Origin of the sequence: Nocardioides faecalis (assembly GCF_018388425.1) — a bacterium.
GTDB lineage: Bacteria > Actinomycetota > Actinomycetes > Propionibacteriales > Nocardioidaceae > Nocardioides > Nocardioides faecalis.
The window spans coordinates 1164351-1189727 of sequence record NZ_CP074406.1; the positions used below are offsets into that span (position 1 = coordinate 1164351).

Genomic DNA, 25377 nt, shown 5'->3' on the forward strand with positions numbered 1-25377 from the left:
TCACCGCCGTGCTGGTGGCGGTGATGATGAGCGGGGTCCTTCTCGTCTCTGCTGCGTTCACAGTCGACCTGGGGCAACAACGCGTGCTCCGCCGTGACATGCAGACCGTGGCCGACATCGCGGCTCTCGATCTGGCCTGGCTGCTCGAGAGCGACAAGCCGGTGCAAGAGCAAGATCCCGACGCTTTGACAACAGCGCTGAACAACAACCTGCGCCGCAACTCGGACTCCATAGGAATACCCTTGACGGTGAAGGAGTGTTTGGACAAAGGCAGAGGCGTCAGCGCCAGATCCGGAGTCTGCTGGGAGTTCGTCAAGCGAGCAGGTTCGTCCTGGCAGCCCGCAGAGGCAGCAGACGACATCGCAGAGGGAGTTCGCGTCTTCGCGAGGTCGGAGGTCGCCTTCGCCTTCGCAGGGGTGCTCGGGGACAACCGGTCGGGCTCGGCCCAGCGATCCGCCGTGGCGACGCGGTCCGACCCCTCGGTCTGCTTCGCCGTAGGGACCAAGACCCTCGCTCTCGACACCTCTGGCGGAGCGCTGAGTCCGCTCTTGGACTACATCCTCAGGGTGAAGCTCGATGCAGTGGGTTACGACGGATTGGTTGATCTCCGAAGTGTCTCGGTTCCCCTCGTGGACCTGATGGCGGAACTAAACGTCGGGTCCACCTCGGAGCTCGCTACGGCCGCTGTCGGTCTTGGTGACCTTCTCGTTGCCGCTGCGGACATCGTGGGGAGGGATTCTGTGGCCGCTGCGAACGTGCTTCGGGCCGTTCAGATCGGCGTCGAGGATGTCCGCGTCAGGATCGGCGACATCCTCGGTGTCGAATCGGGGGTGGACCTCAATGCCCTTGCTGCCACGATCAATGTGTTGGACCTCGTTAGTGCTGCAGTCGTAGCCGCAGGTATGGCGCAGGAAGGACCCGCGGGTTTGGCAATCGACGGCGAGGTCCTGGGTGTCGTTGGCGCCAAGGTTCGCATCACCGAACCCCCGAAGACCGTCTGCGGGCGTAAGGACGTACAGGCGCACTCTGCACAGATCGCAATCGACCTGGAGGTGGACCTGCCAGGCTCTGATCTGCCGGGCGGCCTGACCAGCGGACGCCTAGGCGTGAACCTTGAGATCGGCGAAGCGACGGCGCGACTCGATGCACTGGGGTGCAATCCGGATGCCGCAACCCTCCACGTGAGGACGGGTGCAGTCTCGCTCAAACCGGCTCCGCCATCTCACCTGAACCTCGAGGTCACCCCGGATCGATTCCTTGATGTGTTGGACCCGATCTTCTTGCTCCTCAACCTCGGGATCCCGCTGAAGTACCCGGCGGGGTTCCCCAACGGCGTCGGTGCACTGCTGAAGGCGACCCTCGGCGGGGTGCTGGGCCTTGCTGCCGTGCGGCTGGACGTCGCGCTCGGTCTGCTCGGGGTGGGGGTGGCTGAAGGATCGTATGAGGTGGACTTTCCAAGTTCTGAGGGGCTACCCGAGACGTTGATCGTGCCTGAAGACGGGGTGGGCGACGTGATCCGATTCGGTGCTCCGGTCGTCACCTTGAGCAACGGTCAGAACGCGCTCGTCAACGCGTTGGGAACCAACCTCTCCGCGGCGCTCAACGAGATCACGACCGGGCTTGTGGAGCCGTTGCTGACATCTGTTGTGAATCCGTTGCTGATCACGCTTCTGGACCCGGTTCTTGCTGCTATCGGAGCCAAGGTCGGCGTCGCCGAGGTATCGATGCACGATCGTCCCGTCTGCAACAACGTTCGCTTGGTGGAGTAACGCCGTCTGACCGCTGTCGTCCATCGCTTTGTGGACGGCGGTCGTCCTCCACAGAGCGCGACGTGGCCCACTGTCCGAATCGGTCCCGCGTCCCAGGCTGGTCCCATGGCGACGACAGCACAGGCACGGCAGGCCATCGGGGCGTACGGCGAAGAGGTGGCCGCACGTCACCTGAGCGGGCTCGGTCTCGCCGTGCTCGAACGCAACTGGCGGTGTGACGAGGGCGAGATCGACATCGTGCTGCGCGACGGCGCCACGCTGGTGGTGTGCGAGGTCAAGACCCGCACCAGCCTGGTCGCCGGGACGCCGCACGAGGCGATCACGCCGACGAAGCTGGACCGGCTGCGGCGGCTGGGGGAGCGGTGGGCGCGCGAGCGCGCGGTGCGCCCTGACGGGATCCGCATCGACCTCGTCGCGGTGATGCGACCGGCCCGCGGGCCCGCGCAGGTGGAGCACGTGCGAGGGCTGTGCTGATGCCGTTCGCGACCGCGCAGTGTGTGGCGCTCAACGGCGCCCGCGGACACCTCATCGACGTCCAGGCCGACGTCTCCGTCGGCGCCGCCACGCTCGTGATCGTCGGGCGCGCCGATGCCGCACTGCGCGAGGGGATGGACCGGGTCCGGATGGCGATCATCAACAGCGACCTGGAGTGGCCCTCGGCCAAGCGGATCACCATCCTGCTCTCGCCGGCCGACCTGCCGAAGTCGGGCACCCAGTTCGACCTGGCCATGGCGATCGGTGTCCTCGCCGCGGCCGGGCAGGTCGAGCTGCGTCACCTCGCCGAGACGGTGTTCATCGGCGAGCTCACGCTTGCCGGCGGACTGCGACCGGCCGTCGGCGTGCTGCCGATGACGCTGGCCGCCGCCGAGCGTGGGGCGCGACGGGTCGTCGTACCCGAGCCGCAGGCGGAGGAGGCGATGATGGTGCCCGGCGTCGAGGTAGTCGGCGCACGCTCGCTGGCGCAGGTGCTCGCCTACCTGGCGGGTGACGACCTGCCCGAGGCGCCACCGGTCCCGCCCTCCTCGGGCACCAACCTGATCACCTGGCGCGGCGAGGAGCGGCTCGACGAGCTCGACCTCGCCGACCTGCGCGGGATGCTGGACGAGAAGTACGCCGTCGAGGTGGCCGCCGCCGGCAACCACGCCGTCCTGCTGTCCGGTGCCCGCGGCTGCGGCAAGACCAGCCTCGCCGAGCGGATCCCGACCATCCTGCCGGACCTGAGCGCCGAGGAGTCCCTCGAGCTGACCGCCCTGCACTCGCTCGCCGGGGTGCTCGACCCGGGCCAGGGCATGGTGCGGCGCCCACCCTTCGCGGCTCCGCACCACGACGCCAGCAAGGCGAGCGTGATCGGGGGAGGGCTCGGGCAGGTGCAACCAGGCGAGCTCAGCCGGGCCCACTGCGGCGTCCTCTTCCTCGACGAGTTCCCCCTGTTCCGCTCCGACGTGATCGACGCCCTGCGGCAACCGTTGGAGAGCGGTGACATCACCATCGCGCGCCGCGACGAGTCGGTCACGCTCCCGGCGGGCGGCATGCTGGTGCTGGCCGCGAACCCGTGCCCCTGCGGCAGCTGGACCGTCGACGCCCGGACCAACCGGTGCAAGTGCGCGGAGCGGATCCGTCGCTCCTACCAGGCCCGCACCTCCGGGCCGGTCGCCGATCGGATCGACATCCTGCGCCACGTCCAGCCGGCCACACCCGCCAGCGCCGACCCCTTCGCCCCCGTGGAGACCTCCGCCGAGGTCCGGGAGCGGGTGCGCGCCGCGCGGGACCGCCAGGTGCGGCGGTACGCCGACCGCAGCTGGCGCTACAACAGCCAGGTCCCCAGCCCGCGGCTCAAGGACACCTGGCCCGTCAGCGAGGCCGGGCAGCGGCTGCTCGACGAGGAGACGTACCGCGGACGCCTCAGCGCCCGGGGAGCGGTCCGGGTGCTGAGGGTCGCGTGGACGGTGGCCGACCTGGCCTCCGTGCGGACCGGACGTGACATCACCCCAGGGGCGGAGGAGGTGGCGGCCGCGCTCAGGTTGCGCCTGGGGGAGCCGCTGGACCTGAGCACGGTCCGCGGTCGCCCGACGTGGGCCGGAGCGGAGCGCGCCGGATGACCGGGACCCCGCCCCTCAAGCGCACGCCCCTGGACAGCACGGCCCTCGCCGCCGCGCCCATCCCGGGCTCCGGGGCCGACCGCGACGCCGAGCGACTCGCTCGCGCGACGATCAGCATGGTCGTCGAGCCCGGCGACCTGCGCTGCCTGGGCCTGACCGGCCGCCTCGGCGGCGTCGAGTTCCTCGACGTGCTGCGGCGCCACCCGGACCTGCGCCCCGAACTGGCCGCAGCCTCCGCCCGGCTCGCCGAGGTGGAGCCCGAGCGGACGCTCGAGCAGGCCGAGCGCCAGGGGATCCGGTTCGTCATCCCCGGGGACGAGGAGTGGCCCGAGCAGCTCGAGGACCTCACAGAGGCGGGCGAGCTGCAGCAGCGCGGCGAGGTGCCCGCGGGCCTGTGGGTGAAGGGGCCGCTGCGCCTGGACCGGCTGGGACGTTCTGTGGCGATCGTCGGGTCCCGCTCCGCCACGACGTACGGCGACCAGCTGGCCAGCGACCTGGCCGCGGTCGTGGCAGCAGCCGGTCATCCCGTGGTCTCGGGTGCGGCGTTCGGCATCGACTACGCGGCGCACCGCGGAGCGGTCGGGGCGGGGGCGGCGACCGTGGCGGTGCTGGCGTGCGGGGTGGACCGGGCCTACCCGGCGGCCCACCGCGACATGCTGCGCTACCTCGGGGAGAACCACGCCGTCGTCTCCGAGGCGCCCCTGGGTGCCTCGCCGTTCCGGATCCGGTTCCTGGCCCGCAACCGGGTCATCGCCGCCCTCACCCGCGGCACCGTCGTGGTCGAGGCGGCGGTGCGCAGCGGCGCGTTGAACACCGCCAGCTGGGCGGAGCGGTTGAACCGGGTGGTGATGGGCACGCCCGGTCCGCTCACCAGCGTCGCCTCCCAGGGCGTGAACCAGCTGCTGCGCTCCGGTGCGGCGACGCTCGTCACCGGACCCGACGACGTCCTCGAGCTGCTCGGGTCCGCAGGGGAGAACCTCACCCAGGAGCTGCGTGCCCCGGAGCAGGAGCGCGACCGCCTGTCGGTGCCCGAGCGCCAGGTGCTCGATGCCGTCCCGGTCCTCGAGCCGGCACCGACGGCGTCGATCGCGTTCGTCGCCGGGCTCGGTGCGCCGCAGGTCGCCCACTTCCTGGAGGGCCTGGAGGAGCGAGGTCTCGTGGAGGCGCGGGCAGGCGGGTGGCGGCTGACCGAGCGCGGTCGCGCGTGAGCCCACCGCCTCATCGGATGGGAGCGCCGCTCGTCAGGAGGAGGCGAGACCGGCCGCCCGTGTCGGCAGCGTGGCGGCCCCGGTCGGGGCGGGCGCCGTCCTAGGATCGGGCGGTGAGCACGGACGCCGACCACGCGCTGCCCGAGGCCCACGCCCGGGTGCTGGCCGACTACGAGCGCCACCTCGTCAGCGAGCGCGACCTCGCACCGCACACGGTGCGGGCCTACCGCGGCGACCTCGCCGCGCTGCTGGAGCATGCGAGCAGGCTCGGCATCGACGACGTCGCCGACCTCGACCTCCGCTCGCTGCGCAGCTGGCTGGCCAAGCAGCAGAGCCTGGGCCTCTCGCGCACCACGCTCGCCCGGCGGGCCACCGCGGCCCGGGTCTTCACCGCCTGGCTGGCCCGCACCGGCCGGGCTCCCGGCGACGCCGGCTCCGCCCTCGGCTCCCCGAAGCCGCACCGCACGCTGCCCGACGTGCTGCGTGCCGACGAGGCGCACGAGCTGCTCCGCGCGGCGAGCGCGCTGGCCGACGACGGCACCCCGGTGGGGCTGCGCGACGTGGCGATGCTCGAGCTGCTCTACGCCACCGGCGTGCGGGTGGGGGAGCTGTGCGGCCTCGACGTCGACGACGTCGACCGCGACCGCAACCTGGTCCGGGTCCTGGGCAAGGGCCGCAAGGAACGCACCGTCCCCTTCGGCACGCCGGCCGCGAGAGCGCTCGACCGGTGGCTCCGCGAGGGCCGGCCCCAGCTGCTCCGACCGGGGTCGGGCCCCGCCCTCTTCCTGGGCGCGCGCGGCGGGCGGATCGACCAGCGGGCGGTGCGCACCCTCGTGCACCGCCGGATCGCCGACGTGCCCGGCGCACCCGACCTCGGGCCGCACGGGCTGCGGCACACCGCCGCCACCCACCTGCTGGAGGGTGGCGCCGACCTGCGCTCGGTGCAGGAGCTGCTCGGCCACGCCTCTCTGGCCACGACCCAGCGCTACACGCACGTCACCACCGACCGACTCCGCCGCGCCTACCAGCAGGCTCACCCACGGGCCTGACCAGCACCGTCAGACCCACCAGCGCCGAGCAGCCCCACCAGTCGCGGCCAGGAGACGCCCGGTGCGCCCGGTACGCCCGCCGGCGCCGGCCGGTCGCGCCACAGGGGCAGCAGCCGCACCGGACCGCCGCCGACCAGCCGCAGCGGATCCAGGTACGTCTCGCCGCGCAACCAGCCCCAGTGCAGGCACGCCTGGGGGAAGCAGTGCGACCCGACGAGCTCGAGGCTGCCGATCACCGCACCCGCCGCCACCTCCTGGCCCACCGCCACGGCGCCCGCCACCGGCTCGTACGTCGTCCGGGTGTCGCCGTGGCTGACGGTCACCACGCCACGGCCGGCGATCCGGCCGACGAAGGCGACCCGGCCCGGCAACGCCGTCCGGACCTGCTGGCCGGCGTGGCCGGCGAGGTCGACGCCCCGGTGCCCGGCGCCGTAAGGACCATCCGGCGGATCGAAGCGCCGGTGCACCCGCGGCTGCGGCTGCAACGGCCACACCCCGACCGGGTCGTCTCCGGACACGGCAGCCCGTGCAGTCGTGCTGGCAGTCCCACCGGTGGTCCGACCGGAGGCGCCGAGGGCAGGGGCCCCGGGAGCCGACGGCACCGCGAGCAGCACGCTCAGGACCAGTGCCGTGCGGAGGGGCAACAGGAGACGTCGGGCCATGCCTGCAGCCTGCGCCGCGCCGCCCCGACACGGGTCCCGATCCCCGGCAGCTGTGGACGGCAGGTGCGCCCGGGCCCGGCTGTGCAGGACCGGTGGCCACGGATTGGCTCGCCGGGTGCCGTTCGCCGTAGGCTGATCCGTACCGGTCCGCCCTGGGCCGGAATTCGCTCGCCCGCTGACCACGACAGGCCCTTCGGGACCTGGTCTCCCGTGGACGTCGGTCCTCGGTCCACCCGGCTCGCGCCAGGTGGTCGGACCACGTGCAGGCGACAGGACCAACCGAAACCACAACAGGAGATCACTATGGCTGTCGTGACCATGCGCCAGCTCCTCGAGAGCGGTGTCCACTTCGGACACCAGACCCGTCGCTGGAACCCGAAGATGAAGCGGTTCATCCTCACGGACCGCAACGGCATCTACATCATCGACCTGCAGCAGTCGCTGGCCTACATCGACCGCAGCTACGCGTTCATCAAGGACACCGTGGCCAAGGGCGGCACGATCATGTTCATCGGCACGAAGAAGCAGGCGCAGGAGTCGATCGCCGAGCAGGCGACCCGCGTCGGCATGCCCTACGTCAACCAGCGTTGGCTCGGCGGCATGCTCACCAACTTCTCGACCGTGAGCCAGCGGATCAGCCGCCTCAAGGAGCTCGACGACGTCGACTTCGAGACCGTCGCCGGTTCGGGTCGCACCAAGAAGGAGCTCCTGCAGATGAAGCGGGAGCACGTCAAGCTCGACAAGACCCTGGGCGGCATCCGCGACATGACCCGGACGCCCTCCGCGGTCTGGATCGTCGACACCAACAAGGAGCACCTCGCGGTCGAGGAGGCCCGCAAGCTGCGGATCCCGATCATCGCGATCCTGGACTCCAACTGCGACCCCGACCTCGTCGACTTCCCGATCCCGGGCAACGACGACGCGATCCGTGCCGTGGGCCTGCTGACCCGCGTCGTCGCGGACGCCGTGGCCGAGGGCCTCATCGCCCGCTCCGGCGGCAGCTCGTCCTCGAGCGCCCCCGCCGCGCAGGAGCCGCTGGCCGAGTGGGAGCGCGAGCTCCTCGAGGGTGACGCGGAGAAGGTCGCCGTCGAGGCCACCGGTGGCGACGCCGCCACCGACGCCCCGGCTTCCGAGGCCACCGGCGCCTCCAGCGAGGGCACCGAGGCCGCTGCGACGTCCGAGGCGCCCGCCGAGGCCGCTCCGGTGTCCGACGCACCCGCCGAGGCCTGAGCCTCCGCTCCACCCAAGGCACCGAGCAGAAGCGGGACGCCGACCCGGCACACACACCGGGGCGTCCCGCTTCTGCTCACACGAACCGATTTCGAGGAGAACCCATGGCATTCACTGCTGCTGACGTCAAGAAGCTCCGCGAGGCGACCTCCGCCGGGATGATGGACTGCAAGAAGGCGCTGGACGAGACCGACGGCGACTTCGACAAGGCCGTCGAGCTGCTCCGCGTCAAGGGTGCGGCCAAGGCTGCGGCCCGTGGCGCCGAGCGCGAGACCTCCGCCGGCCTGGTCGCCAACGCGGGCGGCGCGCTCATCGAGCTGCGCTCGGAGACCGACTTCGTGGCGAAGAACGAGGACTTCATCGCCACCGCGCAGAAGATCGCCGAGGCGGTCAACGAGGGCAAGGCCTCCGACGTGGAGGCCGCCAAGGCGCTGCCGCTGGGCGACAGCACCGTCGGCGCGGTCGTCGAGAACCTCGCGATCACGATCGGCGAGAAGATCGAGCTCGGCAACGTCGCGTACTTCGACGGCGAGACCACCGTCTACCTGCACAAGCGTGCGGCCGACCTGCCGCCCGCCGTCGGCGTGCTGGTGGAGTACGAGGGTGACGAGGCCGCCGCCCGCGGCGCCGCCATGCAGGTCGCCGCCCTCAAGGCGAAGTACCTGACCCGCGACGAGGTCCCGGCCGACGCCGTGGCCGCGGAGAAGGACGTGCTCACCAAGAAGACGATCGAGGAGGGCAAGCCGGAGGCTGCCGTCGCCAAGATCGTCGAGGGCCGCCTCGGCGGGTACTTCAAGGAGATCGTCCTGCTCGAGCAGGAGTCGGTCAGCGAGTCGAAGAAGACGGTCAAGGCCGTCCTCGACGCCGCCGGCACCACCGTGAAGCGGTTCGTCCGGTTCGAGGTCGGCGCCTGAGCGACGGTCCTCCCGGCACCGTACGACGGCCGGCACCACGCACGTGGTGCCGGCCGTCGGCTTTTTTTGGTCCCTCCCAGGCGCGGCAGGGGAGGTTCGCGACCCCCGTGGCGGTGTAGTTTGATGGTTTCGGCGACCGGACATACTCCGGTCGAGGGCGCCCTCCGCAGGGGGAGCCCGGCTCAGGTGAAGGAGAACGTCAGTGGGACTCATTCAGGCGGCGGCCGGCGCGATCGGCGGAACCCTCGGCGACCAGTGGGTCGACTTCTACGGGATCCCGGATGGCATCAGCTCGACGGTGGCGGTCTTCCCCGCCGTGGCGAAGGGCCAGAACGCGGACCGTGGCAGCAACAAGCGCGGCTCCGAGGGCGTCATCACCAACGGCTCGAAGTTCATCGTGCCGGAGGGCTACGGCCTGGTGCTGCTCGAGGACGGTGCGTTCACCGGCTTCGCTGCCGAGCCGGGTGCCTACATCTGGAACTCCGACGAGCCGGCGTCGCAGTCGGTGTTCACCGGCGGCGGCCTCGTCGACGCGGTGATCAAGCAGAGCTGGGAGCGGTTCAAGTTCGGCGGGCGCCCCTCGGCGCAGCAGAACGCGATCTTCGTGACCCTCAAGGAGCTGCCGAACAACCGGTTCGGCACCCAGTCGGAGATCTACTGGGACGACGCGTTCCTCAACACCCAGGTCGGTGCGATCACGCGCGGCACCTACACGCTCAAGATCACTGACCCGCTCACGTTCGTGCGCAACTTCCTGCCCGCCGAGGTGATCGGCGGCAAGAAGTTCTTCGACTTCACCGACATGGACAACCCGGCCGGCGAGCAGCTGTTCAACGAGGTCGTCGGCTCGCTGGCCCCGGCGTTCTCGATGTACACCAACGACCCCGCCAAGGGGAACCGGATCGCTCGCCTGCAGCAGGACTCCATCGGCTTCGCGCAGTCGCTGTCCGCGGCGGTGGAGCAGAACTACCAGTGGCGCACCGACCGCGGCCTGGAGATCGTGAAGGTCGCGATCGTCTCCATCGAGTACGACGCCAACACCCGCGAGCTGCTCAAGAACGTGCAGCGCGCCGACGCCCTCTCCGGCGCCCGCGGGAACTCGAACCTGCAGGCCTCGGTGGCTGCCGGCATGGAGAACGCCGGCGAGAACGCCGGCCCGGGCGGGCTGATCGGGATGGGCATGGCGGCCGGTGGCCTCGGCGTGGGCGGGCTGCAGCAGCCTGTGCCCGCCCAGCAGGCGCCTGCCGCACCCGCGGCGCCTGCCGCGCCGGCCGCACCCGCGGCGCCGGCCGCCGACGACCCGATGGTGGTGCTCAAGCGCGCCAAGGACATGCTCGACGCCGGTCTCATCACCCAGGAGGACTACGACGCCGCGAAGGCGAAGGCGCTCGGGCTCTGAGATGACGCAGGAACCCACCGAGCCGCGCGAGCCGCAGCGGCCCACCTTCGACGGTCCACCACTGTCGCTGGAGGAGGAGCTGGCAGCAGCGCGCGCCGAGCCCGAGCCGGGCCCGGACATCAACACGGTCAACGACTCGCTCAAGGACGGGCTCAACCGGTGCCCGCGGTGCGGGTCGACCGACGTGCAGCTGCGCGGGTCGACCGGCATGCTGGTGTGTCGGTACTGCCGGCACGAGTGGTCCGAGACGCGGGTCGAGGAGGAGCTCGGCCTCGGCGAGGGGATCGACACCCTCGACGGGGTGGTCATCGCCAGCGGCGCCGCCGACATCGCCGCGGACGCCGACGACGTCGTCACGTTCAAGTGCGAGGGGTGCGGTGCGGAGGTCGTCATCGACACCGCGCACGCGCTGAACGCCCGCTGCCACTGGTGCCGGCACACGCTGAACGTCAACCAGCAGATCGAGAACGGCGCGGTCCCCGACGCGGTGCTGCCGTTCAAGCTCACCAAGGACGAGGCGGTCGAGCTGATCCGCGGCTTCGCCTCCAAGCGCCGGCTCTTCGCGCACAAGCGCTTCAAGAAGGAGTTCGTGCCGGAGAACGTGCTGGGCGTCTACCTGCCCTACCTCGTGGTGGACGCGCGCGTCGAGTCCGAGTACTGGGGCCAGGGCGAGGTGCAGACCCGGCGGTGGACCGAGAAGCAGGGCGACAACACGGTCACCTACTACGCCGCCGACGTCTACCAGGTGGCGCGGAAGGTCGCGTTCACCGTCGACGACCTCACCATCGAGGGCTCCTCGGAGCGTGCGGACTTCAACAGCGCGAAGACCAACAACATCGTGAACACGATCCTGCCCTTCGACACGAAGAACGCGGTGCGCTGGAACTCCAGCTACCTCGTCGGCTTCACCAGCGAGAAGCGCGACCGCAACGTCACCGCGCTGCAGCCGGTGCTGGAGGACCAGCTGCTCTCCGTAGGCCGCGCGCAGGTCGAGGGGTCCCTGGGCCGCTTCGACCGCGGGGTGCGCTGGGAGCAGGAGCGCGTCGACGTCGGCGGCTCACGGTGGGTCTCGATGTACCTGCCGGTCTGGCTCTACTCCTACCAGCAGGAGAGCAACGGGGTGCTGCACTACATCGCCGTCAACGCCCGCACCGGAGAGACCATGGGCAGCATCCCGGTCTCCCAGCCCAAGCTGCTGCTCGCGGCGATCACCGTGGGCACCTTCCTCGAGGGCATCGCCGGCGCGATCCTGGTGGCGAGCGCATGAGCGCGCTGCTGGTGGACCTCGCGCTGGTGCTCGCCCAGGCGGGTCCGCTCGTCGCCGACGTCGTCCGGGCCGCCGAGGGCGAGAGTGACGGGATCGTGTGGCTGCTCGCGGCGGGCCCGGTGGGCGGTGCTGCGACGTACTGGGCGATCTACCGGTACTACCGCAACACCGACAAGTCCCACTCCTTCGAGCACGAGACGATCATCGAGGCGCAGCCGGTCGAGGGCGGCGAGGAGAAGGTCGATCACATCTCCCGCACCCGAAAGTCGAGGATCGAGGGCGACAACGCCTCCTCCTACCGTCGTCGTGTGAACCGGGTGCGCTGAGCAGGGCCGCTCGGCGGGCCCAAGGCCGTTGGGCCCGAGGCCTGCGCTACCGGTAACCTCGGGGGCGTCCCCGCGATCGACAAGGAAGGACCCCGGTGGCCGGATACAAGCGAGTCCTCCTGAAGCTCTCAGGCGAGGTTTTCGGCGGTGGGAAGGTCGGGGTCGACCCCGACGTGGTGCAGGCGATCGCCCGCGAGATCAAGGCGGTCGTCGACGACGGCGTCCAGATCGCGATCGTCACCGGTGGCGGCAACTTCTTCCGCGGCGCTGAGCTGCAGCAGCGCGGCATGGACCGCGTCCGGGCCGACTACATGGGCATGCTCGGCATCGTGATGAACTGCCTGGCGTTGCAGGACTTCCTCGAGAAGGAGGGCGTCGACACCCGGGTGCAGACCGCGATCACGATGGGCCAGGTGGCCGAGCCCTACATCCCGCGGCGCGCGATCCGGCACATGGAGAAGGGCCGCGTGGTCATCTTCGGCGCCGGTATGGGCATGCCCTACTTCTCCACCGACACCGTCGCGGTGCAGCGCGCTCTGGAGAGCCGCTGCGACGTGGTGCTGGTCGCCAAGAGCGGCGTGGACGGCGTCTACTCCGCCGACCCCCACCTCGACCCGACCGCGACGAAGTACGACGAGCTCACCTACGAGGCGGCCATCGCCGAGGGCCTGCGGATCATGGACCAGACGGCCTTCGCGCTGTGCGGGGAGAACAAGCTCCCGATGATCGTGTTCGGCATGGAGCCCGAGGGCAACATCCTGCGCGTGGTGCAGGGTGAGAAGATCGGCACCAGGGTCAGCGCCGGCTGAGTCGCGCACCCTGCCCCAGGAACGAAGGAGAACCGGTGATCAACGACATCCTCGACGAGGCCGACCAGAAGATGGGCAAGTCGGTGGACGCCACCCGTGAGGAGTTCGCGGCGATCCGCGCGGGCCGGGCGCACCCCAACATGTTCAGCAAGATCATGGTGGAGTACTACGGCACGCCGACGCCCATCCAGCAGCTTGCGTCGTTCACGGCGCCTGAGGCCCGCACGATCATCGTCGCCCCCTTCGACGTGGGCGCCATCGGCAACGTCGAGCGCGCGATCCGTGACTCCGACCTGGGCGTCAACCCCTCCAGCGACGGCCGGCAGCTGCGCTGCGTCTTCCCCGAGCTGACCGAGGAGCGCCGCAAGGAGTTCATCAAGCTCGCCAAGGAGAAGGCCGAGGGCGGCAAGGTCGCGGTGCGCCAGGTCCGGCAGAAGGCCAAGCAGAACCTGGAGAAGCTCGAGAAGGACGGCGAGGTCGGCAAGGACGACGTCACCGGCGCCGAGAAGCGGCTCGACGGACTCACCAAGAAGCACACCGAGTCGATCGACGAGCTGTTCAAGCAGAAGGAAGCAGAGCTGCTGGAGGTCTGACCTCGAGCCGCTCTCCACAGATGACACAACAAGTGCCGCCGTCCGCGCCTGCGCCGAAGAAGGACCACGGTCGCGCCGGCCGGGACCTCAAGGCGGCGGTCGCCTCGGCCGTCGTGCTGCTCGGCTCGGTCGCCGCCTCGCTGGCGTTCTGGAAGCCGGCGTTCATGGTGATCGTCGCGATCGCCGTGGTCGTCGCCATCTGGGAGCTGCGCCGCGGCCTGCTCGCCCGCGGGTACGACCTGCCCGAGCAGCCGCTGATGGTCGGCGGCGTCGTGATGGTCGTGGTCGCCTACGCCTGGGGCTCGGCCGCCCTGGTCACCGCGACCGCGGTCAGCGCCCTGGTCACGATGCTGTGGCTGCTGCGGCGCGGCGTCGACGGCTACGTCAAGAACGCCACCGCCTCGGTGTTCGCGCTGGTCTACGTGCCGTTCCTGGGCTCCTTCGTCGCGCTCATGCTCGCCGAGGGCGGCCGCGGCGGCGGTGGCCTGGACGACGCCGGCGTCAAGGGGATCATCACCTTCATCCTGGTCACCATCGCCTCCGACATCGGCGGCTACGTCGCCGGCGTGCTGTTCGGCAAGCACCAGATGGCGCCGGTGATCTCGCCCAAGAAGTCCTGGGAGGGCTTCGCCGGGTCGGCGGTCGCCACGGTCGCGACCGGCTGGGTGCTGGTGGTGTTCCTGCTCGAGGGCGAGTGGTGGATCGGCATCTGCCTGGGCCTGATCGCCGTCGTCATGGCGACCCTGGGCGACCTGTGCGAGTCCGTGATCAAGCGCGACCTGGGGATCAAGGACATGAGCCAGGTCGTGCCGGGCCACGGTGGGCTGATGGACCGACTCGACTCGCTGCTCGCCACCATCGCCCCGATCTGGCTGCTGCTGCACTACGCCGTCTTCTGACGCCGACCGCCCGGCAGCCCGGGCGTCGCCCTTCGGCCGAGGTCAGTGCAGTGCGAGGGCGGCTTCTCCGAGCGCGGCGACGGCCGCCAGGAGCTGGTCGTCGCGCAGGTACGGCGCCGGGCCCAGCCGCAGGTGCTCACCGCGGCTGTCGGCGTGCACCCCGCGCTCGGCCAGCCCTCGGCTCAGCCGTGCGGCGTACGGCGAGCGCAGGCTCAAGAACCCGGCGAACCCCGCCGCGGGCGTCTCCCGGTCCCGGGTGAGCACGTCCTCGGGCAGGTCCAGGTCGTCCACGGCGGCGGCCAGCAGGCCGCGCTGGTGCAGCGAGACCCCACGCAGCACCGGGGGAGTGAGGCCCTGGTCGGCGAAGAAGTCCAGCACCGCGGCCGCGCGGTAGTGGCTGGTCGGGTCGTAGCTGGCGCCGGCGAAGGCCGCCGCGCCCCGGGCGTAGGCCACCGCCGGGGTGTCGGCCGAGGTGTCGGTCGGGTCGGGCTGCAGGTCGCCGGACTCGGCGTACCAACCGGTGACCAACGGCCGCAGGCCTTCGGCGTGGCCGGGCACCCGCAGGAAGCAGTTGCCCTCTCCGAGCTGCAGGTACTTGTAGCCGCCCCCGAGCACCCAGGCCCCGGTCAGCCCCGTCTCGGCCAGGTCGAGCGGCGCCACGCCGAGGTGGTGGTAGGCGTCGACGACGAGCTCGACGCCGTGCCGTTCGGCGCGGCGGGCGAGGGCGTCGAGCCCGGGCACGAGGTGGGCGGTCTCGTACATCACCGAGGAGACGACGACCGCGGCCGTGCGGTCGTCCAGCTGCGCGGCGAGCCGGTCGGCCAGGTCCGTGACCGGCGCGGCGGGCACCGTGACCACCTCGACGCCGGCCTCGCCCAACCGGTCCAGCTGGCGCCGCGCGGAGTGGAACTCCCCGTCGGTGGTGACCAGCCGGGGCCGCGCCTGCAGGTCGAGCGCGGAGAGCAGGCGCACCAGCAGCTCGTGCGTGCTGGCGCCGAGGGCGACGTCGGCGTCCGCCTCGCCCAGCAGGGCGCGGACCCCGGACCGGACCGCCTCGGCCTTCGCGAACGCCCGCTCCCACTTGGTGTCCACGGCGAGGGCGGCGTCGTCGTACGCCTGCACCTGGCCCTCGCGCGCCACGTCGGGCCAGGCCTGGTGCGAGTGCCCGGTGAGCAGCAGCCGCTCGGCGACCGCGAACCGCGAGTAGTGCGCGGCGAGCGCAGCGGGGTCGGGCAGCCGGGTCACATCCGGCTCCGGATCGCCCACAGGTCCTCGAAGAGCTTCTGGGTGACGGTCTGCCACAGGTACTGCGCCCCCGAGGAGCCGCCCGTGCCCGGCCGGGTGCCGATGGTGCGCTCGACCATCTTCACGTGCCGGTAGCGCCACTCCTGCAGGCCTTCGTCGAGGTCGACGAGCCGCTCCGCCACCTGCGCGGCGCCGCCGTCGGCGTCGTACACGGCGAGCAGCACCTCCTGCACCTGCTCCGAGCCGGGCCACGGCTGCCGCACGTCGCGCTCCACGGCCTCGGCGGGCACCGGGTGGCCCTGCGTGGTGACGTAGCGCAGGAACGAGTCGAACACCGAGCGCCGGGACATGGCCGCCTCGATCCGCGCCCGCCCGGGGCTGCCGGCCGGGTAGTGCTCGAAGACGCTCGGGTCGCGGCGGCCCAGGGTGGCCTCCAGCTCGCGGAACTGCTCGGACTGGAACCCGCTCGAGGCGTCCAGGCGGCCGCGGAAGCTGGTGAACTGCCGCGGCGTCATCGTCTCCAGCACGTCGACCTGGGCGACGGCGACCTTGAGGATCGCCAGCACCCGGCCCAGGGTGTGCAGCGAGCGTGCGGTGTCACCCTCCTCGAGGTGCTCCTGCAGCCCGGCCAGCTCGTGCAGCATCTGCTTGAACCACAGCTCGTAGACCTGGTGGATGACGATGAACAGCAGCTCGTCGTGCTCCTCGGAGCGAGGACGCTGCGCGGCGAGGACCTCGTCGAGGGCCAGGTAGCTGCTGTAGGTCAGAGCCGGGTGGGGCACGGCGTCCGGGGCCGACGGGATGGGTTGCTGCTCACTCATCCGCCCAGCGTCACACAGCGCGGGCGCGGCGTGTGGGGCGGGCACCGGATACGATCAGTCGGACATGACTGACGCATCCCAGGCCCCGCCGTTCCGGCGCGAGGACGACGCCGCGGAGCAAGGCCGCCCGCCCGCCGCCTCGCCGGTGTCGACGCCGGTCGCGCCGGCGCCGGTCGCGCCGTCCCCGGCCGGCTCGCACCAGGGTGCCTCGTCCCAGGGCGCGCCGTCGCGTCGGCCCGACTGGTTCCACCGCGGGCACCCGGTCTTCTTCCCGCTCGCGGGGTTCTACACGGGCATGGTCGGGATCATCGTCGTGCCCGGCCTGTACGCCGCGGTGGTGAAGTGGATCGCCGGGTACGAGCGGGCCGAGGAGCTGCTGCCGTTCGTGGTGGTGGTGCTGGCGCTGCCGCTGGGGCTGCTGGTGCCCGCCCGGACCCGCCGGTTCGCCCGCTACCTGCTGCTCGGGATGTTCTCCACCTTGCTCGTCGTCGGCGTCGTCGCTGCCGGCGTCGCCTGGTTCCTCTACAACCGCGACACCTGAGCGCCTCCGGCGAGGGGTCGCGGCGCCGTTGACGCGCCCGGCCGCGGGATTGGGTGAGGACCGCCCGCGATGGGACAATCGTGGGGATGTCCGACCAGCCTGCCGCCGCCGAGCCGCGCCCGCTCCCTCTCGTCCTCGCCGAGCCGCGTGGACGGAAGAAGCCACCCCGGCACCTGGCGGACCTCGACCCCGCCGGCCGCAAGGAGCTGCTCGTCGAGATGGGCCTGCCCGGCTTCCGGGCCAAGCAGGTCTCCACGCACTACTTCTCCCGGCTCGTCGACGACCCCGAGCAGATGACCGACCTGCCGGCGGCCCAGCGCGACGACCTGGTCGCCGCGCTGCTGCCGGAGCTGATGACGCCGCTGCGCACGCTGGAGGCGGACAAGGGCACCACCCGCAAGACGCTGTGGAAGCTCTTCGACGGCGCCCTCGTCGAGTCGGTGCTGATGCGCTACCCGGGCCGCACCACGATGTGCGTGTCCAGCCAGGCCGGCTGCGGCATGGCCTGCCCGTTCTGCGCCACCGGCCAGGGCGGCCTGCAGCGCAACATGTCCACCGCGGAGATCGTCGAGCAGGTGCTCGCCGGTGCCCGGGCGCTGGACCGTGACGAGGTCCCCGGTGGCCGCGGCCGGGTCAACAACGTGGTGTTCATGGGCATGGGCGAGCCGATGGCGAACTACAAGGCCGTCATCGGCGCCGTACGACGGCTCACCGACCCCGCCCCCGAGGGGTACGGCATGTCGGCGCGCGGCATCACCGTCTCGACCGTCGGGCTCGTGCCGCGGATCAAGCAGCTGGCCGACGAGGGCATCCCGGTCACGCTCGCACTGAGCCTGCACGCCCCCGACGACGAGCTGCGCAACGAGCTGGTCCCGATCAACACCCGCTTCTCCGTCGCCGAGACCGTCGACGCCGCGCACGAGTACTTCGCCAAGACCAAGCGCCGGGTGTCGATCGAGTACGCCATGATGCGCGGCATCAACGACCAGGCCTGGCGCGCGGACCTGCTCGCCGACGTGCTCAACGAGCGCGGCCACGGCTGGGTGCACGTCAACCTGATCCCGCTGAACCCGACGCCCGGCTCCAAGTGGACCGCCTCCGACCCGGCCGACGAGCGGGAGTTCGTGCGCCGGCTCGAGGCCAAGGGTGTGCCGACCACGGTGCGCGACACCCGCGGCCAGGAGATCGACGGCGCCTGCGGCCAGCTCGCCGCGGTCGAGTAGCGCGAGCCGCCTCCAGCCCGCCTCCAGCCCGTCGCTCAGCCCGTCGCTCAGTGCAGCGGGTCGAGGACCGGCGGCACGGTGAACAGCGCGGCCGCCTCCTCGACGGTGTCGACGAGGTGCACGTGCGGCTCCATCGCCCGGCCCCGCGCCAACCCCCGCAGCAGCGGCCAGGCGGGCAGCTCCTCGGTCCAGTAGCGCCGACCGACCAGCACCATCGGCGCGACGTCGTCCTCGGCGGCGTAGTAGTTCTCGCAGGCGTCCTGGAAGATCTCCTGCACCGTGCCGCCGGCACCGGGCAGGAACACGATCCCCGCGTCACAGACCTGGACCAGGATCGCCTCGCGCAGCGCGTTGCGGAAGTACTTCGCGATGGCGGTCGCGAACAGGTTCGGCGGCTCGTGCCCGTAGTGCCAGGTCGGCACCCCGAGGCTCGGGGTCGGCGCACCGGTGCCGGCCAGCACCGTGCGGGCCGAGGCCACCCAGTCGTCCACCGACGGCTCGAAGGACGGCACCCGGGCCAGCGTGGCGAGGGCCTCGGCCAGCGTGTCGGGGGAGTGGCGCGCCAGCCGGGCGCCGAGGTTGGCCGCCTCCATCGCCCCCGGCCCGCCGCCGGTGGCCACCACGTGGGTGCCGCCCAGCAGCGCTCCCAGGCGTGCCGCCTCGCCGTACGACGCGCTGCCACGGGTGGCGGCGTGGCCACCCATCACCCCGACCAGCGGGCGCTCGGCGATCCAGGCGGACAGGGCGGTGTCGATGGCCTGGTCGTGCAGCACCTGCGCGAGCGCGGCCGCTGGGCCGGTCACGGTGCGGGCCCAGCCGGCGGCGCGGGCGTCGAGGGTGTCGGCGTAGTGCTCGGCGTCGTAGAGCTCGTCGGCGGTGTAGAGCGTGCTGCGCTCGACCTCGAGGTGGTCCACGTCGTCGTGGGCGACCTGCCGCGCCCCGGACGCCAGCGTGCGGTCGTCCTCGGTGCGCACCGCCACCACGACGCCGTGCGTGCGTGTGTTCCTCACGCCGGCGAACCTACCGGCCGACCTGACCTGGGTGGTTCACGTCGCGGCTCAATGTGTACTGTTCGGCTCGACTTCGCCCCGGCCGCGCCGCCGCGTCCGACCCAGAGGAGCACACGATGAGTGTCGGGATCGTCGAGACCCAGCGCCTGGTGGTGACCGACACCGAGCCGCTGCGGCTCGTCTGTGGTGCCGAGCTCGCCCACGTCGAGGTCGCCTACGAGACCTACGGCGTCCTCTCGCCGGCCCGCGACAACGCGGTGCTCGTGTGCCACGCGCTCACCGGGGACGCGCACGCCGCCGGGATGCACGCCGGCGCCGCGAAGCCCGGGTGGTGGGACAACCTGATCGGTCCGGGCAAGGCGGTCGACACCGACCGGTTCTTCGTGATCAGCACCAACCTGCTGGGCGGCTGCGCGGGCACCACCGGGCCGGGCTCGACCGACCCGGCCACCGGCCGTGCCTACGGCCTGGACTTCCCGCTGCTCGACGTCGCCGACCTGGTGGCGGTGCAGCGCCGGGTGCTCGACCGGCTCGGGATCACCCGGCTGCACGCGGCCGTCGGTGGCTCGCTGGGCGGCATGCAGGTGCTGCAGTGGGCGCTGGAGGAGCCCGAGCGGATCGAGCGGGCGGTGCTGGTCGCGGCCAGCGCCCGGCTCACCCCGGAGAACATCGCGCTGTCCTCGGTCGCTCGCGCCGCGATCATGGAGGACCCCGACTTCCGCGGCGGTCGCTACGCCGAGCACGGCGTCAGCCCGCGCCACGGCCTCAAGGTGGCCCGGATGCTGGCGCATGTCACCTACGTCTCCGACACCGCGCTGCGGGCGAAGTTCGGTCACCGGCGCGACTCCGGCCCCGGCGACATGCGCCTGACCGCCGACTTCGAGGTCGAGCACTACCTGCAGCACCAGGGCACGAGCTTCCTGGAGCGCTTCGACGCGCTCTCCTACCTGTACCTGACCCGGCCCATGGACTACTTCGACCCGTTCGCCACGGTCGCCGAGCGCGAGGTCGGCACCCGGTTCCGGCTCATCTCCTTCGACACCGACTGGCGCTTCCCGACCGCGCACTCGCTGCACATCCGCGACTGCCTGGCCGAGCGCGGCATCGCGGTGGACCACACCGAGATCGCCTCGCCGTGGGGCCACGACTCCTTCCTGCTCCAGCCGCCGGGCTACCACGACCTCGTCGCCGACCATCTCGCCCGCTGAGCACTCGCGTAACGTGCGCGCCATGCGCACGCGGCTGTTCCTCGGGTCCCTGCTCCTGCTGCTGGTCCCCGGCCTCGTCACCGGCACCTCGGTCGCGGTGCCCGACTCCTCGCGCACCACCGGGGTGCAGGCCTCCGGCCTCGGTCCGGACCCCTACTGGCCCAAGGACGGCAACGCCGGGACCGACGCCCTGCACTACAGCATCAACGTCTCCTACGACTTCGCGAAGAAGCGGCTCAGCGGGCGCACCGCGGCCCGGATGCGCGCCACCCGCGACCTGCGCGGGTTCTCCATGGACCTGCTGCTGAAGGCCACCAAGGTCACCGTCGACGGCGTGCCGGCGCGCTTCCGCAAGTCCAGCACCCACGAGCTGCGGATCACCCCGGCGACGCCGATCGCGGCGGGGGAGGTGTTCCGGGTCGTGGTCAACTACGCCGGCCGGCCGAGCCGGCTCTCCTACGCCGGGCAGCGCTCCTGGCTGGCCGACCGGCACGAGGTGGTCACCATGAACCAGCCGCACATGGCGCCGTGGTGGTTCCCCTCCAACGACCACCCCTCCGACAAGGCCACCTACGACATCAAGGTCACCGCGCCGCGCGCCAAGCGGGTGGTCAGCAACGGCACCATGATCAGCCGCAAGGTCAAGGGCGCCAAGGCCACCACCCACTGGCGGATGCGCGACCCGATGGCGACGTACCTGGCGTTCTTCGCCGCCGGCGACTTCACGATCGAGAAGGGCCGCTCCGCGGCCGGGATCCGCTACTACAACGCCGTCTCCAAGCGCCTGCCCGCCGCCACCCGCAAGATGGCGCTGCGCAAGCTGCGCCGGACCGCCTCGATCACCGACTGGCTGCAGGCACGACTGGGCCGCTACCCGTTCACGAGCACCGGCGGCCTGGTCACCAGCCTCGACGTCGGGTTCGCGCTGGAGAACCAGACGCGGCCGACGTACGGCGCCTGGATCGACCGCGACCTGATGGTGCACGAGCTCGCCCACCAGTGGTTCGGCGACAGCGTCTCGGTGAGCCGGTGGCGCGACATCTGGCTCAACGAGGGCCTGGCCACCTACATGGAGCTGGACCACGCCGAGGCGCACGGCGGGCCCAGCGTGAACAGCTGGCTGCACCGGGGCTACGTCGAGACGTGCGGCGACGTGGACGCGCCGTTCTGGCGCCTCGACCTGACCGATCCCGGCGCCGACAACATCTTCGACGCCGCCGTCTACCACCGCGGCGCCATGGTGATCGCCGCGCTGCGCAACCGGATCGGGGAGTCCGACCTCACCCGGGTGCTGCGCACCTGGGTCAGCGCCCACCACGACTCCAACGCGTCCGTGCCCCAGTTCGAGGCGCTCGCGGAGGAGATCTCCGGCAAGAGCCTCAAGGGCTTCTTCGACGCGTGGCTGCGCGCCGGCAAGGTGCCGGCCGCCACCCCGGCCAACGGCATCACCCGCAGCTGCCCGGCCTGACCGCCTGACCGCCGGATCGCCCGGGTGCCAGGCGCGCCTCCCGCGACCTCGGCGGCGCCGGTGGTACCAATATGGCGACCCGCGCCCTCGGGGGCGCGCCCGGACGAGATGGAGACCATCGCACATGGACGGCAAGAAGCTGATCGGTGTCGTGGCGATCGTGTTCCTCGGCTTCTGGATGTTCACCGACCCCAGCGGCCTGGCCACCACCGCCAAGACCGTGGGCGGCGGGGCCTGGGCGCTGGCCACCCAGCTCTTCACCGGCATCATCGACTTCGTCGGTGCCCTCTAGCCAGCACCTCGGCGGGCCTGCTGCCGGCGGGCGGGCACCCGCCGACGACCGGGAGGTGACGCGATGATCCGCTTCCTCGGGGACGTGATGGCCCGACTCGGAGACCCCCGGATCGGCAAGCACCTCCTGCGCGAGGAGGGCGAGGTCGTCGTCGACGAGGTGATGCACCACTGGTACGCCTTCCTGCGCCCGGGCGCCGAGGGCGTGCTCGCGGCGCTGCTGATGGTGACCAGCTGGTTCGTCAGCGTCGAGGTCGCCTGGATCCTCCTCGTGGTGGCCATCGCCCTGCTGCTGCACGCCGCGTGGGGCTGGCTGGCCGTGCTGCGCGACCGGTTCGTGATCACGAACATGCGGGTGTTCCGGGTCCACGGCGTGCTGTCGCAGCACCTGGCGACGATGCCGCTGAGCCGGATCCTGGACATCTCCGTGCGCAAGCCGCTGCACGGACGGCTGCTCGGCTTCGGCCACTTCTGCTTCGAGTCCGCCGCCCAGGAGCAGGGCCTGCGCGACATCCGCTACGTCGGCCGGCCCGACGAGCGCGACCTCGCCATCCAGCGGGTCGTCCAACGCGCCGGTCTGCGCGGCCCCCGCATCCCGAACTGATCCCTCTCCGTAGGATTGCTCACATGTCGCAGCAGCCGTTCTCCCGTCCCGGAGCGATCGACCTCTCCGCGCTCAAGAAGCGTCCGGCGCCCGCCGGCCCCGGTGCCGGCCGGCCGGCCGCGCCCGGTGCTCCCGCCGGTGGTGCCGGCGAGCCCGCCGGCGGCGGCTCGGCGTACTCCGTGGCCGTCGACGAGAGCAACTTCCAAAGCGTCCTGGAAGCCTCCATGACCGCTCCGGTCGTCCTCGTCTTCCACTCCCCGAGCCAGTCCCCGGAGAGCACCCAGCTCGCCGCCGACGTGATCACCGTCGCCGACGAGTACGACGGCCGGTTCCTCGCCGCGACCATCGACGTGGACGCCGTGCCGCAGATCGCCCAGGCCATGCAGATCCCGCAGGTCCCGCTGATGCTGGTGATCCTCGACGGCCGTCCCGCCACCCAGCCGATCCCCGGCGCCGCGCCGATCGAGGACATCCGGGCGCTGTTCAACCAGCTGGCCCAGCAGCTCACCGCACAGGGCATCGCCGGGCACCACGCACCCCACGCGTTCGGCGGCGCGGCCGCGGCCACCACCGAGGGCGAGGAGCCCGAGATCGACCCCCGCTACGCTCCCGCGCAGGACGCGCTGGCCGACGGCGACATCGACCGTGCGGTGGCGGAGTACCAGAAGCTGGTGGACGCCAACCCCGCCGACCACGAGGCCGCCGCCGGCCTGGCCATGGCCAAGGTGCTGCAGCGCACCCAGGGCGTGGACCTCAACGCCGCCCGCGCCGCGGCCGCCGCCGCTCCCGACGACGTCGACGCGCAGACCATGGTCGCCGACCTGGACATGCTCGGCGGCCACGTCGAGGACGCCTTCGCCCGGCTGGTCGAGCTGGTGCGCCGCACCGCAGGCAAGGACCGTGACCGCGCCCGCGAGCACCTCGTCGGCCTGTTCGCCGCCGTCGGCAACGACGACCCGCGGGTGCTCAAGGGCCGCCAGGCGCTGGCCTCGGCGCTGTTCTGAGCCCGGCCGAGCGAGCGCGGGACCGAGGACGATGACCACCCTGCCGACGGTGGGCGCGGGCGCGGCCCCGGCGCTGGGTTTCGCCCAGGGCGCGGGCTTCCTGCTCCGCGGCGCCCGGCTGTGGCGCACCCGGCCCGGCCTGATGCTGCTGGGCGTCGTACCGGCCCTGATCGTCGCGCTGCTGCTCGCGGCCGTGTTCGTGACGCTGCTCTTCTGGGTCGACGACCTCGTCGCCTGGGCCACGCCGTTCGCCGACGGCTGGGACGCCGGCGTGCGCACTCCGCTCCGGTTCCTCCTCGGCCTCGCGGTGCTGGCCGGGGCGGCCATGCTGGCCGTGGTCACCTTCACCGGGCTCACCCTCGCCGTGGGCGACCCCTTCTACGCCCGGATCTGGGCCGAGGTGGAGCGCTCGCTGGGCGGCGAGGTCCCCGAGGCCGGGGTCGGCTGGCTGCGTGGGGCCCGCGACGGGCTGGTGCTCGTCGTGCTCGGCGCGCTGACCGGGCTCTGCGTCTTCGTGGTGGGGCTGCTGCCCTTCGTCGGCGCGGTGCTGGGCGCGGTGCTCGGGCTCCTCGTCTCGGGCAGGCTGCTGGCCGGCGAGCTCGTCTCCCGCCCGCTGGAGGCCCGCGGCCTGGACCGCCGGGCGCGAGCCGCCCTGATGCGGCGTCACCGCGGGGCGATGCTCGGCTTCGGGATCAGCGTGCAGGCCTGCTTCCTGGTGCCGCTGGGCGGGATCGCCGTGATGCCGGCCGCCGTCGCCGGCGCCACCTACCTCGCGCGGGAGGCGCTGGGCTCCGAGCCCGCCTGAGCCAGCGCGTCCAGCACCGCGGTCACGGCAGGGGAGTCCGCCATCGTGCGGCGGTGCAGTGCATCGACGAGACGCACCGGCTCCGGGTCGCGCACCGGTACGGCGACCAGCGCCTCGCCCAACGGGGCCCGCCCCATGCGCGGCACCAGCGCCACCCCCAGCCCGGCCGCGACGAGGGCGAGGTGGGAGTCGAACTCCGCGCTGACGTGGGCGATCCGCGGCCCCCGGCCGGTGCCGTCGTACATCCGGCCCAGCCACTGCCGGCAGATGGTGCCCTCGGAGGTGGCTACCCAGTCCACCTCCAGCAGGTCGTGCGGGGTGACGCTGCTGCGTGTGGCCAGCGGGTGCTCGCGGTGCACGACGAGGTCGGCGACGTCGCCGGCCAGGGGAGTGGTGACGACGTGCTCGGGCACGGCCAGCGCGACGCCACCCCACCGGTGCACGACGCCGATCTCCACCTCGCCGCCGGCGACCAGGTCGACGGTGTCCCACGGCTCGTGCTCGGTCAGGGTGAGCCGCAGCTCGGGGTGCTCCTCGCGCAGCCGCCGCACGATCGGCGCGACCAGCCCGCGCATCGCCGTGGAGAACGCCGCGAGCCGGACCTGTCCACTCACCACGCCCGCCCGGCGCTGCAGCCCGGCCTCCAGCTCCTCCAGCTCGGCGAGCACGCGCCGGCTGGACTCGACCAGGTGCAGGCCGTGGCTGGTCAGCATCACCCCGCGGCCCACCCGCTCCAGCAGCGGCACCCCGGTCTGTCGCTCGAGCCGCTTGACCTGCTGGGAGATGGCGCTGGGGGTGAAGCCGGTGGCCGCCGCCGCGGCCACCACGGAGCCGTGGGTGGCGACGGCCCGCAGGCCGGCGAGCGCGTCGAGATCGATCATGCAGCGACGCTACATGAAGACATGCATGTTTGTTCGCTGGTGCTACAGGGTC

At 72.0% G+C, this 25377-nt stretch carries 26 protein-coding genes; 21 read left to right on the top strand and 5 right to left on the bottom strand.

The window, feature by feature from the left end; translation table 11 throughout:
• The first annotated feature begins 8 nt into the window (after nt 1-8).
• The 5 genes from KG111_RS05375 (at nt 9) to KG111_RS05395 (ending at nt 6125) form a co-directional block, all read left to right on the top strand.
• A complete protein-coding gene (locus KG111_RS05375) occupies nt 9-1769 on the top strand; it encodes a Tad domain-containing protein (protein ID WP_205291715.1) in 1761 nt (586 codons plus the stop codon).
• 105 nt (nt 1770-1874) lie between these two features.
• Nucleotides 1875-2243 carry a YraN family protein gene (locus KG111_RS05380; RefSeq protein WP_205291714.1) on the top strand — a complete coding sequence of 123 codons (369 nt, stop codon included), beginning with the start codon at nt 1875-1877 and terminating at the stop codon, nt 2241-2243.
• Nucleotides 2243-3868, top strand: a complete 1626-nt coding sequence (locus KG111_RS05385) for a YifB family Mg chelatase-like AAA ATPase (RefSeq protein WP_205291713.1) — start codon at nt 2243-2245, stop codon at nt 3866-3868. Before KG111_RS05380 ends, KG111_RS05385 begins: the two co-directional genes overlap by 1 nt.
• Nucleotides 3865-5076 (top strand): DNA-processing protein DprA, encoded by a 1212-nt coding sequence (gene dprA / locus KG111_RS05390; RefSeq protein ID WP_205291712.1) that lies wholly within the window; start codon nt 3865-3867, stop codon nt 5074-5076. The genes KG111_RS05385 and dprA overlap by 4 nt, the downstream gene beginning before the upstream one ends.
• A 113-nt stretch (nt 5077-5189) precedes the next feature.
• Entirely contained in the window at nt 5190-6125 is a 936-nt protein-coding gene (locus KG111_RS05395; protein ID WP_205291711.1) for a tyrosine recombinase XerC, read from the top strand.
• Here the strand turns inward: KG111_RS05395 and KG111_RS05400 are convergent.
• A complete protein-coding gene (locus KG111_RS05400; protein WP_205291710.1) occupies nt 6110-6787 on the bottom strand; it encodes a M23 family metallopeptidase in 678 nt (225 codons plus the stop codon). The two genes, KG111_RS05395 and KG111_RS05400, sit on opposite strands and share 16 nt — an antisense overlap.
• A gap of 303 nt (nt 6788-7090) precedes the next feature.
• Here KG111_RS05400 and rpsB point away from each other — a divergent pair, with 303 nt between their 5' ends.
• From rpsB to KG111_RS05440, 8 genes are all read left to right on the top strand, one after another.
• A complete protein-coding gene (gene rpsB, locus KG111_RS05405) occupies nt 7091-8017 on the top strand; it encodes a 30S ribosomal protein S2 (RefSeq protein ID WP_205291709.1) in 927 nt (308 codons plus the stop codon).
• Between the two features lie 104 nt (nt 8018-8121).
• Entirely contained in the window at nt 8122-8931 is an 810-nt protein-coding gene (tsf, locus tag KG111_RS05410; RefSeq protein ID WP_205291708.1) for a translation elongation factor Ts, read from the top strand.
• 202 nt (nt 8932-9133) lie between these two features.
• Nucleotides 9134-10330, top strand: coding sequence for an SPFH domain-containing protein (locus KG111_RS05415; protein ID WP_205291707.1), 1197 nt, complete (start codon nt 9134-9136; stop codon nt 10328-10330).
• Between the two features lies 1 nt (nt 10331).
• Nucleotides 10332-11597 (top strand): hypothetical protein, encoded by a 1266-nt coding sequence (locus KG111_RS05420; RefSeq protein WP_205291706.1) that lies wholly within the window; start codon nt 10332-10334, stop codon nt 11595-11597.
• Nucleotides 11594-11923, top strand: a complete 330-nt coding sequence (locus KG111_RS05425) for a hypothetical protein (RefSeq protein WP_205291705.1) — start codon at nt 11594-11596, stop codon at nt 11921-11923. Before KG111_RS05420 ends, KG111_RS05425 begins: the two co-directional genes overlap by 4 nt.
• Before the next feature lie 95 nt (nt 11924-12018).
• A complete protein-coding gene (gene pyrH / locus KG111_RS05430; RefSeq protein WP_205291704.1) occupies nt 12019-12732 on the top strand; it encodes a UMP kinase in 714 nt (237 codons plus the stop codon).
• A 38-nt stretch (nt 12733-12770) separates the two neighbouring features.
• Nucleotides 12771-13325 carry a ribosome recycling factor gene (frr, locus tag KG111_RS05435; RefSeq protein ID WP_205291778.1) on the top strand — a complete coding sequence of 185 codons (555 nt, stop codon included), beginning with the start codon at nt 12771-12773 and terminating at the stop codon, nt 13323-13325.
• Nucleotides 13326-13345: 20 nt separating this feature from the next.
• Nucleotides 13346-14224, top strand: a complete 879-nt coding sequence (locus KG111_RS05440; RefSeq protein WP_205291703.1) for a phosphatidate cytidylyltransferase — start codon at nt 13346-13348, stop codon at nt 14222-14224.
• A 42-nt stretch (nt 14225-14266) separates the two neighbouring features.
• Here KG111_RS05440 and KG111_RS05445 read toward each other — a convergent pair whose 3' ends face one another.
• Nucleotides 14267-15469 carry an aminotransferase class V-fold PLP-dependent enzyme gene (locus tag KG111_RS05445; RefSeq protein ID WP_205291702.1) on the bottom strand — a complete coding sequence of 401 codons (1203 nt, stop codon included), beginning with the start codon at nt 15467-15469 and terminating at the stop codon, nt 14267-14269.
• The gene (locus KG111_RS05450) at nt 15466-16290 is read right to left on the bottom strand and encodes a tryptophan 2,3-dioxygenase (RefSeq protein WP_205291701.1); all 825 of its coding nucleotides are present in this window, start codon (nt 16288-16290) and stop codon (nt 15466-15468) included. The genes KG111_RS05445 and KG111_RS05450 overlap by 4 nt, the downstream gene beginning before the upstream one ends.
• 64 nt (nt 16291-16354) lie before the next feature.
• Between KG111_RS05450 and KG111_RS05455 the strand changes: the two genes are divergently transcribed.
• A complete protein-coding gene (locus tag KG111_RS05455) occupies nt 16355-16831 on the top strand; it encodes a hypothetical protein (protein WP_205291700.1) in 477 nt (158 codons plus the stop codon).
• 86 nt (nt 16832-16917) lie between these two features.
• Nucleotides 16918-18054: a dual-specificity RNA methyltransferase RlmN gene (rlmN, locus tag KG111_RS05460; RefSeq protein WP_205291699.1), complete on the top strand. Its 1137-nt coding sequence runs from the start codon at nt 16918-16920 to the stop codon at nt 18052-18054.
• A 47-nt stretch (nt 18055-18101) separates the two neighbouring features.
• Here rlmN and KG111_RS05465 read toward each other — a convergent pair whose 3' ends face one another.
• Complete coding sequence (locus KG111_RS05465; protein ID WP_205291698.1) at nt 18102-19064, bottom strand: LOG family protein; 963 nt, start codon at nt 19062-19064, stop codon at nt 18102-18104.
• Between the two features lie 116 nt (nt 19065-19180).
• On the opposite strand from KG111_RS05465, the gene metX reads away from it, so the two are divergent.
• The 6 genes from metX to KG111_RS05495 all read left to right on the top strand — a co-directional run bounded on the left by metX (nt 19181) and on the right by KG111_RS05495 (nt 24444).
• Complete coding sequence (gene metX, locus KG111_RS05470) at nt 19181-20272, top strand: homoserine O-acetyltransferase MetX (protein WP_205291697.1); 1092 nt, start codon at nt 19181-19183, stop codon at nt 20270-20272.
• A 22-nt stretch (nt 20273-20294) separates the two neighbouring features.
• Nucleotides 20295-21740 (top strand): M1 family metallopeptidase, encoded by a 1446-nt coding sequence (locus KG111_RS05475; RefSeq protein ID WP_205291696.1) that lies wholly within the window; start codon nt 20295-20297, stop codon nt 21738-21740.
• A gap of 124 nt (nt 21741-21864) precedes the next feature.
• On the top strand, nt 21865-22032 hold the full coding sequence (locus tag KG111_RS05480; RefSeq protein WP_205291695.1) for a hypothetical protein: 168 nt from the start codon (nt 21865-21867) through the stop codon (nt 22030-22032).
• Nucleotides 22033-22095: 63 nt separating this feature from the next.
• Nucleotides 22096-22635 (top strand): PH domain-containing protein, encoded by a 540-nt coding sequence (locus tag KG111_RS05485; RefSeq protein WP_240195758.1) that lies wholly within the window; start codon nt 22096-22098, stop codon nt 22633-22635.
• Between the two features lie 23 nt (nt 22636-22658).
• A complete protein-coding gene (locus KG111_RS05490) occupies nt 22659-23639 on the top strand; it encodes a co-chaperone YbbN (protein WP_205291694.1) in 981 nt (326 codons plus the stop codon).
• 31 nt (nt 23640-23670) lie between these two features.
• Nucleotides 23671-24444, top strand: a complete 774-nt coding sequence (locus tag KG111_RS05495) for an EI24 domain-containing protein (protein ID WP_205291693.1) — start codon at nt 23671-23673, stop codon at nt 24442-24444.
• Here KG111_RS05495 and KG111_RS05500 read toward each other — a convergent pair.
• The gene (locus tag KG111_RS05500) at nt 24405-25325 is read right to left on the bottom strand and encodes a LysR family transcriptional regulator (protein WP_205291692.1); all 921 of its coding nucleotides are present in this window, start codon (nt 25323-25325) and stop codon (nt 24405-24407) included. The genes KG111_RS05495 and KG111_RS05500 overlap by 40 nt on opposite strands.
• Nucleotides 25326-25377: the final 52 nt, after the last annotated feature.

What these genes read in the sequence shown, in the direction of transcription:
- dprA (WP_205291712.1), top strand. Translation starts at nt 3,865, where the DNA reads ATGACCGGGACCCCGCCCCTCAAGCGCACGCCCCTGGACAGCACGGCC.
- rpsB (WP_205291709.1), top strand. Translation starts at nt 7,091, where the DNA reads ATGGCTGTCGTGACCATGCGCCAGCTCCTCGAGAGCGGTGTCCACTTC.
- KG111_RS05440 (WP_205291703.1), top strand. Translation starts at nt 13,346, where the DNA reads ATGACACAACAAGTGCCGCCGTCCGCGCCTGCGCCGAAGAAGGACCAC.
- KG111_RS05380 (WP_205291714.1), top strand. Translation starts at nt 1,875, where the DNA reads ATGGCGACGACAGCACAGGCACGGCAGGCCATCGGGGCGTACGGCGAA.
- KG111_RS05420 (WP_205291706.1), top strand. Translation starts at nt 10,332, where the DNA reads ATGACGCAGGAACCCACCGAGCCGCGCGAGCCGCAGCGGCCCACCTTC.
- rlmN (WP_205291699.1), top strand. Translation starts at nt 16,918, where the DNA reads ATGTCCGACCAGCCTGCCGCCGCCGAGCCGCGCCCGCTCCCTCTCGTC.
- tsf (WP_205291708.1), top strand. Translation starts at nt 8,122, where the DNA reads ATGGCATTCACTGCTGCTGACGTCAAGAAGCTCCGCGAGGCGACCTCC.
- KG111_RS05495 (WP_205291693.1), top strand. Translation starts at nt 23,671, where the DNA reads ATGACCACCCTGCCGACGGTGGGCGCGGGCGCGGCCCCGGCGCTGGGT.
- KG111_RS05455 (WP_205291700.1), top strand. Translation starts at nt 16,355, where the DNA reads ATGACTGACGCATCCCAGGCCCCGCCGTTCCGGCGCGAGGACGACGCC.
- KG111_RS05400 (WP_205291710.1), bottom strand. Translation starts at nt 6,787, where the DNA reads ATGGCCCGACGTCTCCTGTTGCCCCTCCGCACGGCACTGGTCCTGAGC.
- KG111_RS05500 (WP_205291692.1), bottom strand. Translation starts at nt 25,325, where the DNA reads ATGATCGATCTCGACGCGCTCGCCGGCCTGCGGGCCGTCGCCACCCAC.
- KG111_RS05385 (WP_205291713.1), top strand. Translation starts at nt 2,243, where the DNA reads ATGCCGTTCGCGACCGCGCAGTGTGTGGCGCTCAACGGCGCCCGCGGA.
- KG111_RS05485 (WP_240195758.1), top strand. Translation starts at nt 22,096, where the DNA reads ATGATCCGCTTCCTCGGGGACGTGATGGCCCGACTCGGAGACCCCCGG.
- KG111_RS05425 (WP_205291705.1), top strand. Translation starts at nt 11,594, where the DNA reads ATGAGCGCGCTGCTGGTGGACCTCGCGCTGGTGCTCGCCCAGGCGGGT.
- KG111_RS05475 (WP_205291696.1), top strand. Translation starts at nt 20,295, where the DNA reads ATGCGCACGCGGCTGTTCCTCGGGTCCCTGCTCCTGCTGCTGGTCCCC.
- KG111_RS05450 (WP_205291701.1), bottom strand. Translation starts at nt 16,290, where the DNA reads ATGAGTGAGCAGCAACCCATCCCGTCGGCCCCGGACGCCGTGCCCCAC.
- KG111_RS05490 (WP_205291694.1), top strand. Translation starts at nt 22,659, where the DNA reads ATGTCGCAGCAGCCGTTCTCCCGTCCCGGAGCGATCGACCTCTCCGCG.
- metX (WP_205291697.1), top strand. Translation starts at nt 19,181, where the DNA reads ATGAGTGTCGGGATCGTCGAGACCCAGCGCCTGGTGGTGACCGACACC.
- KG111_RS05480 (WP_205291695.1), top strand. Translation starts at nt 21,865, where the DNA reads ATGGACGGCAAGAAGCTGATCGGTGTCGTGGCGATCGTGTTCCTCGGC.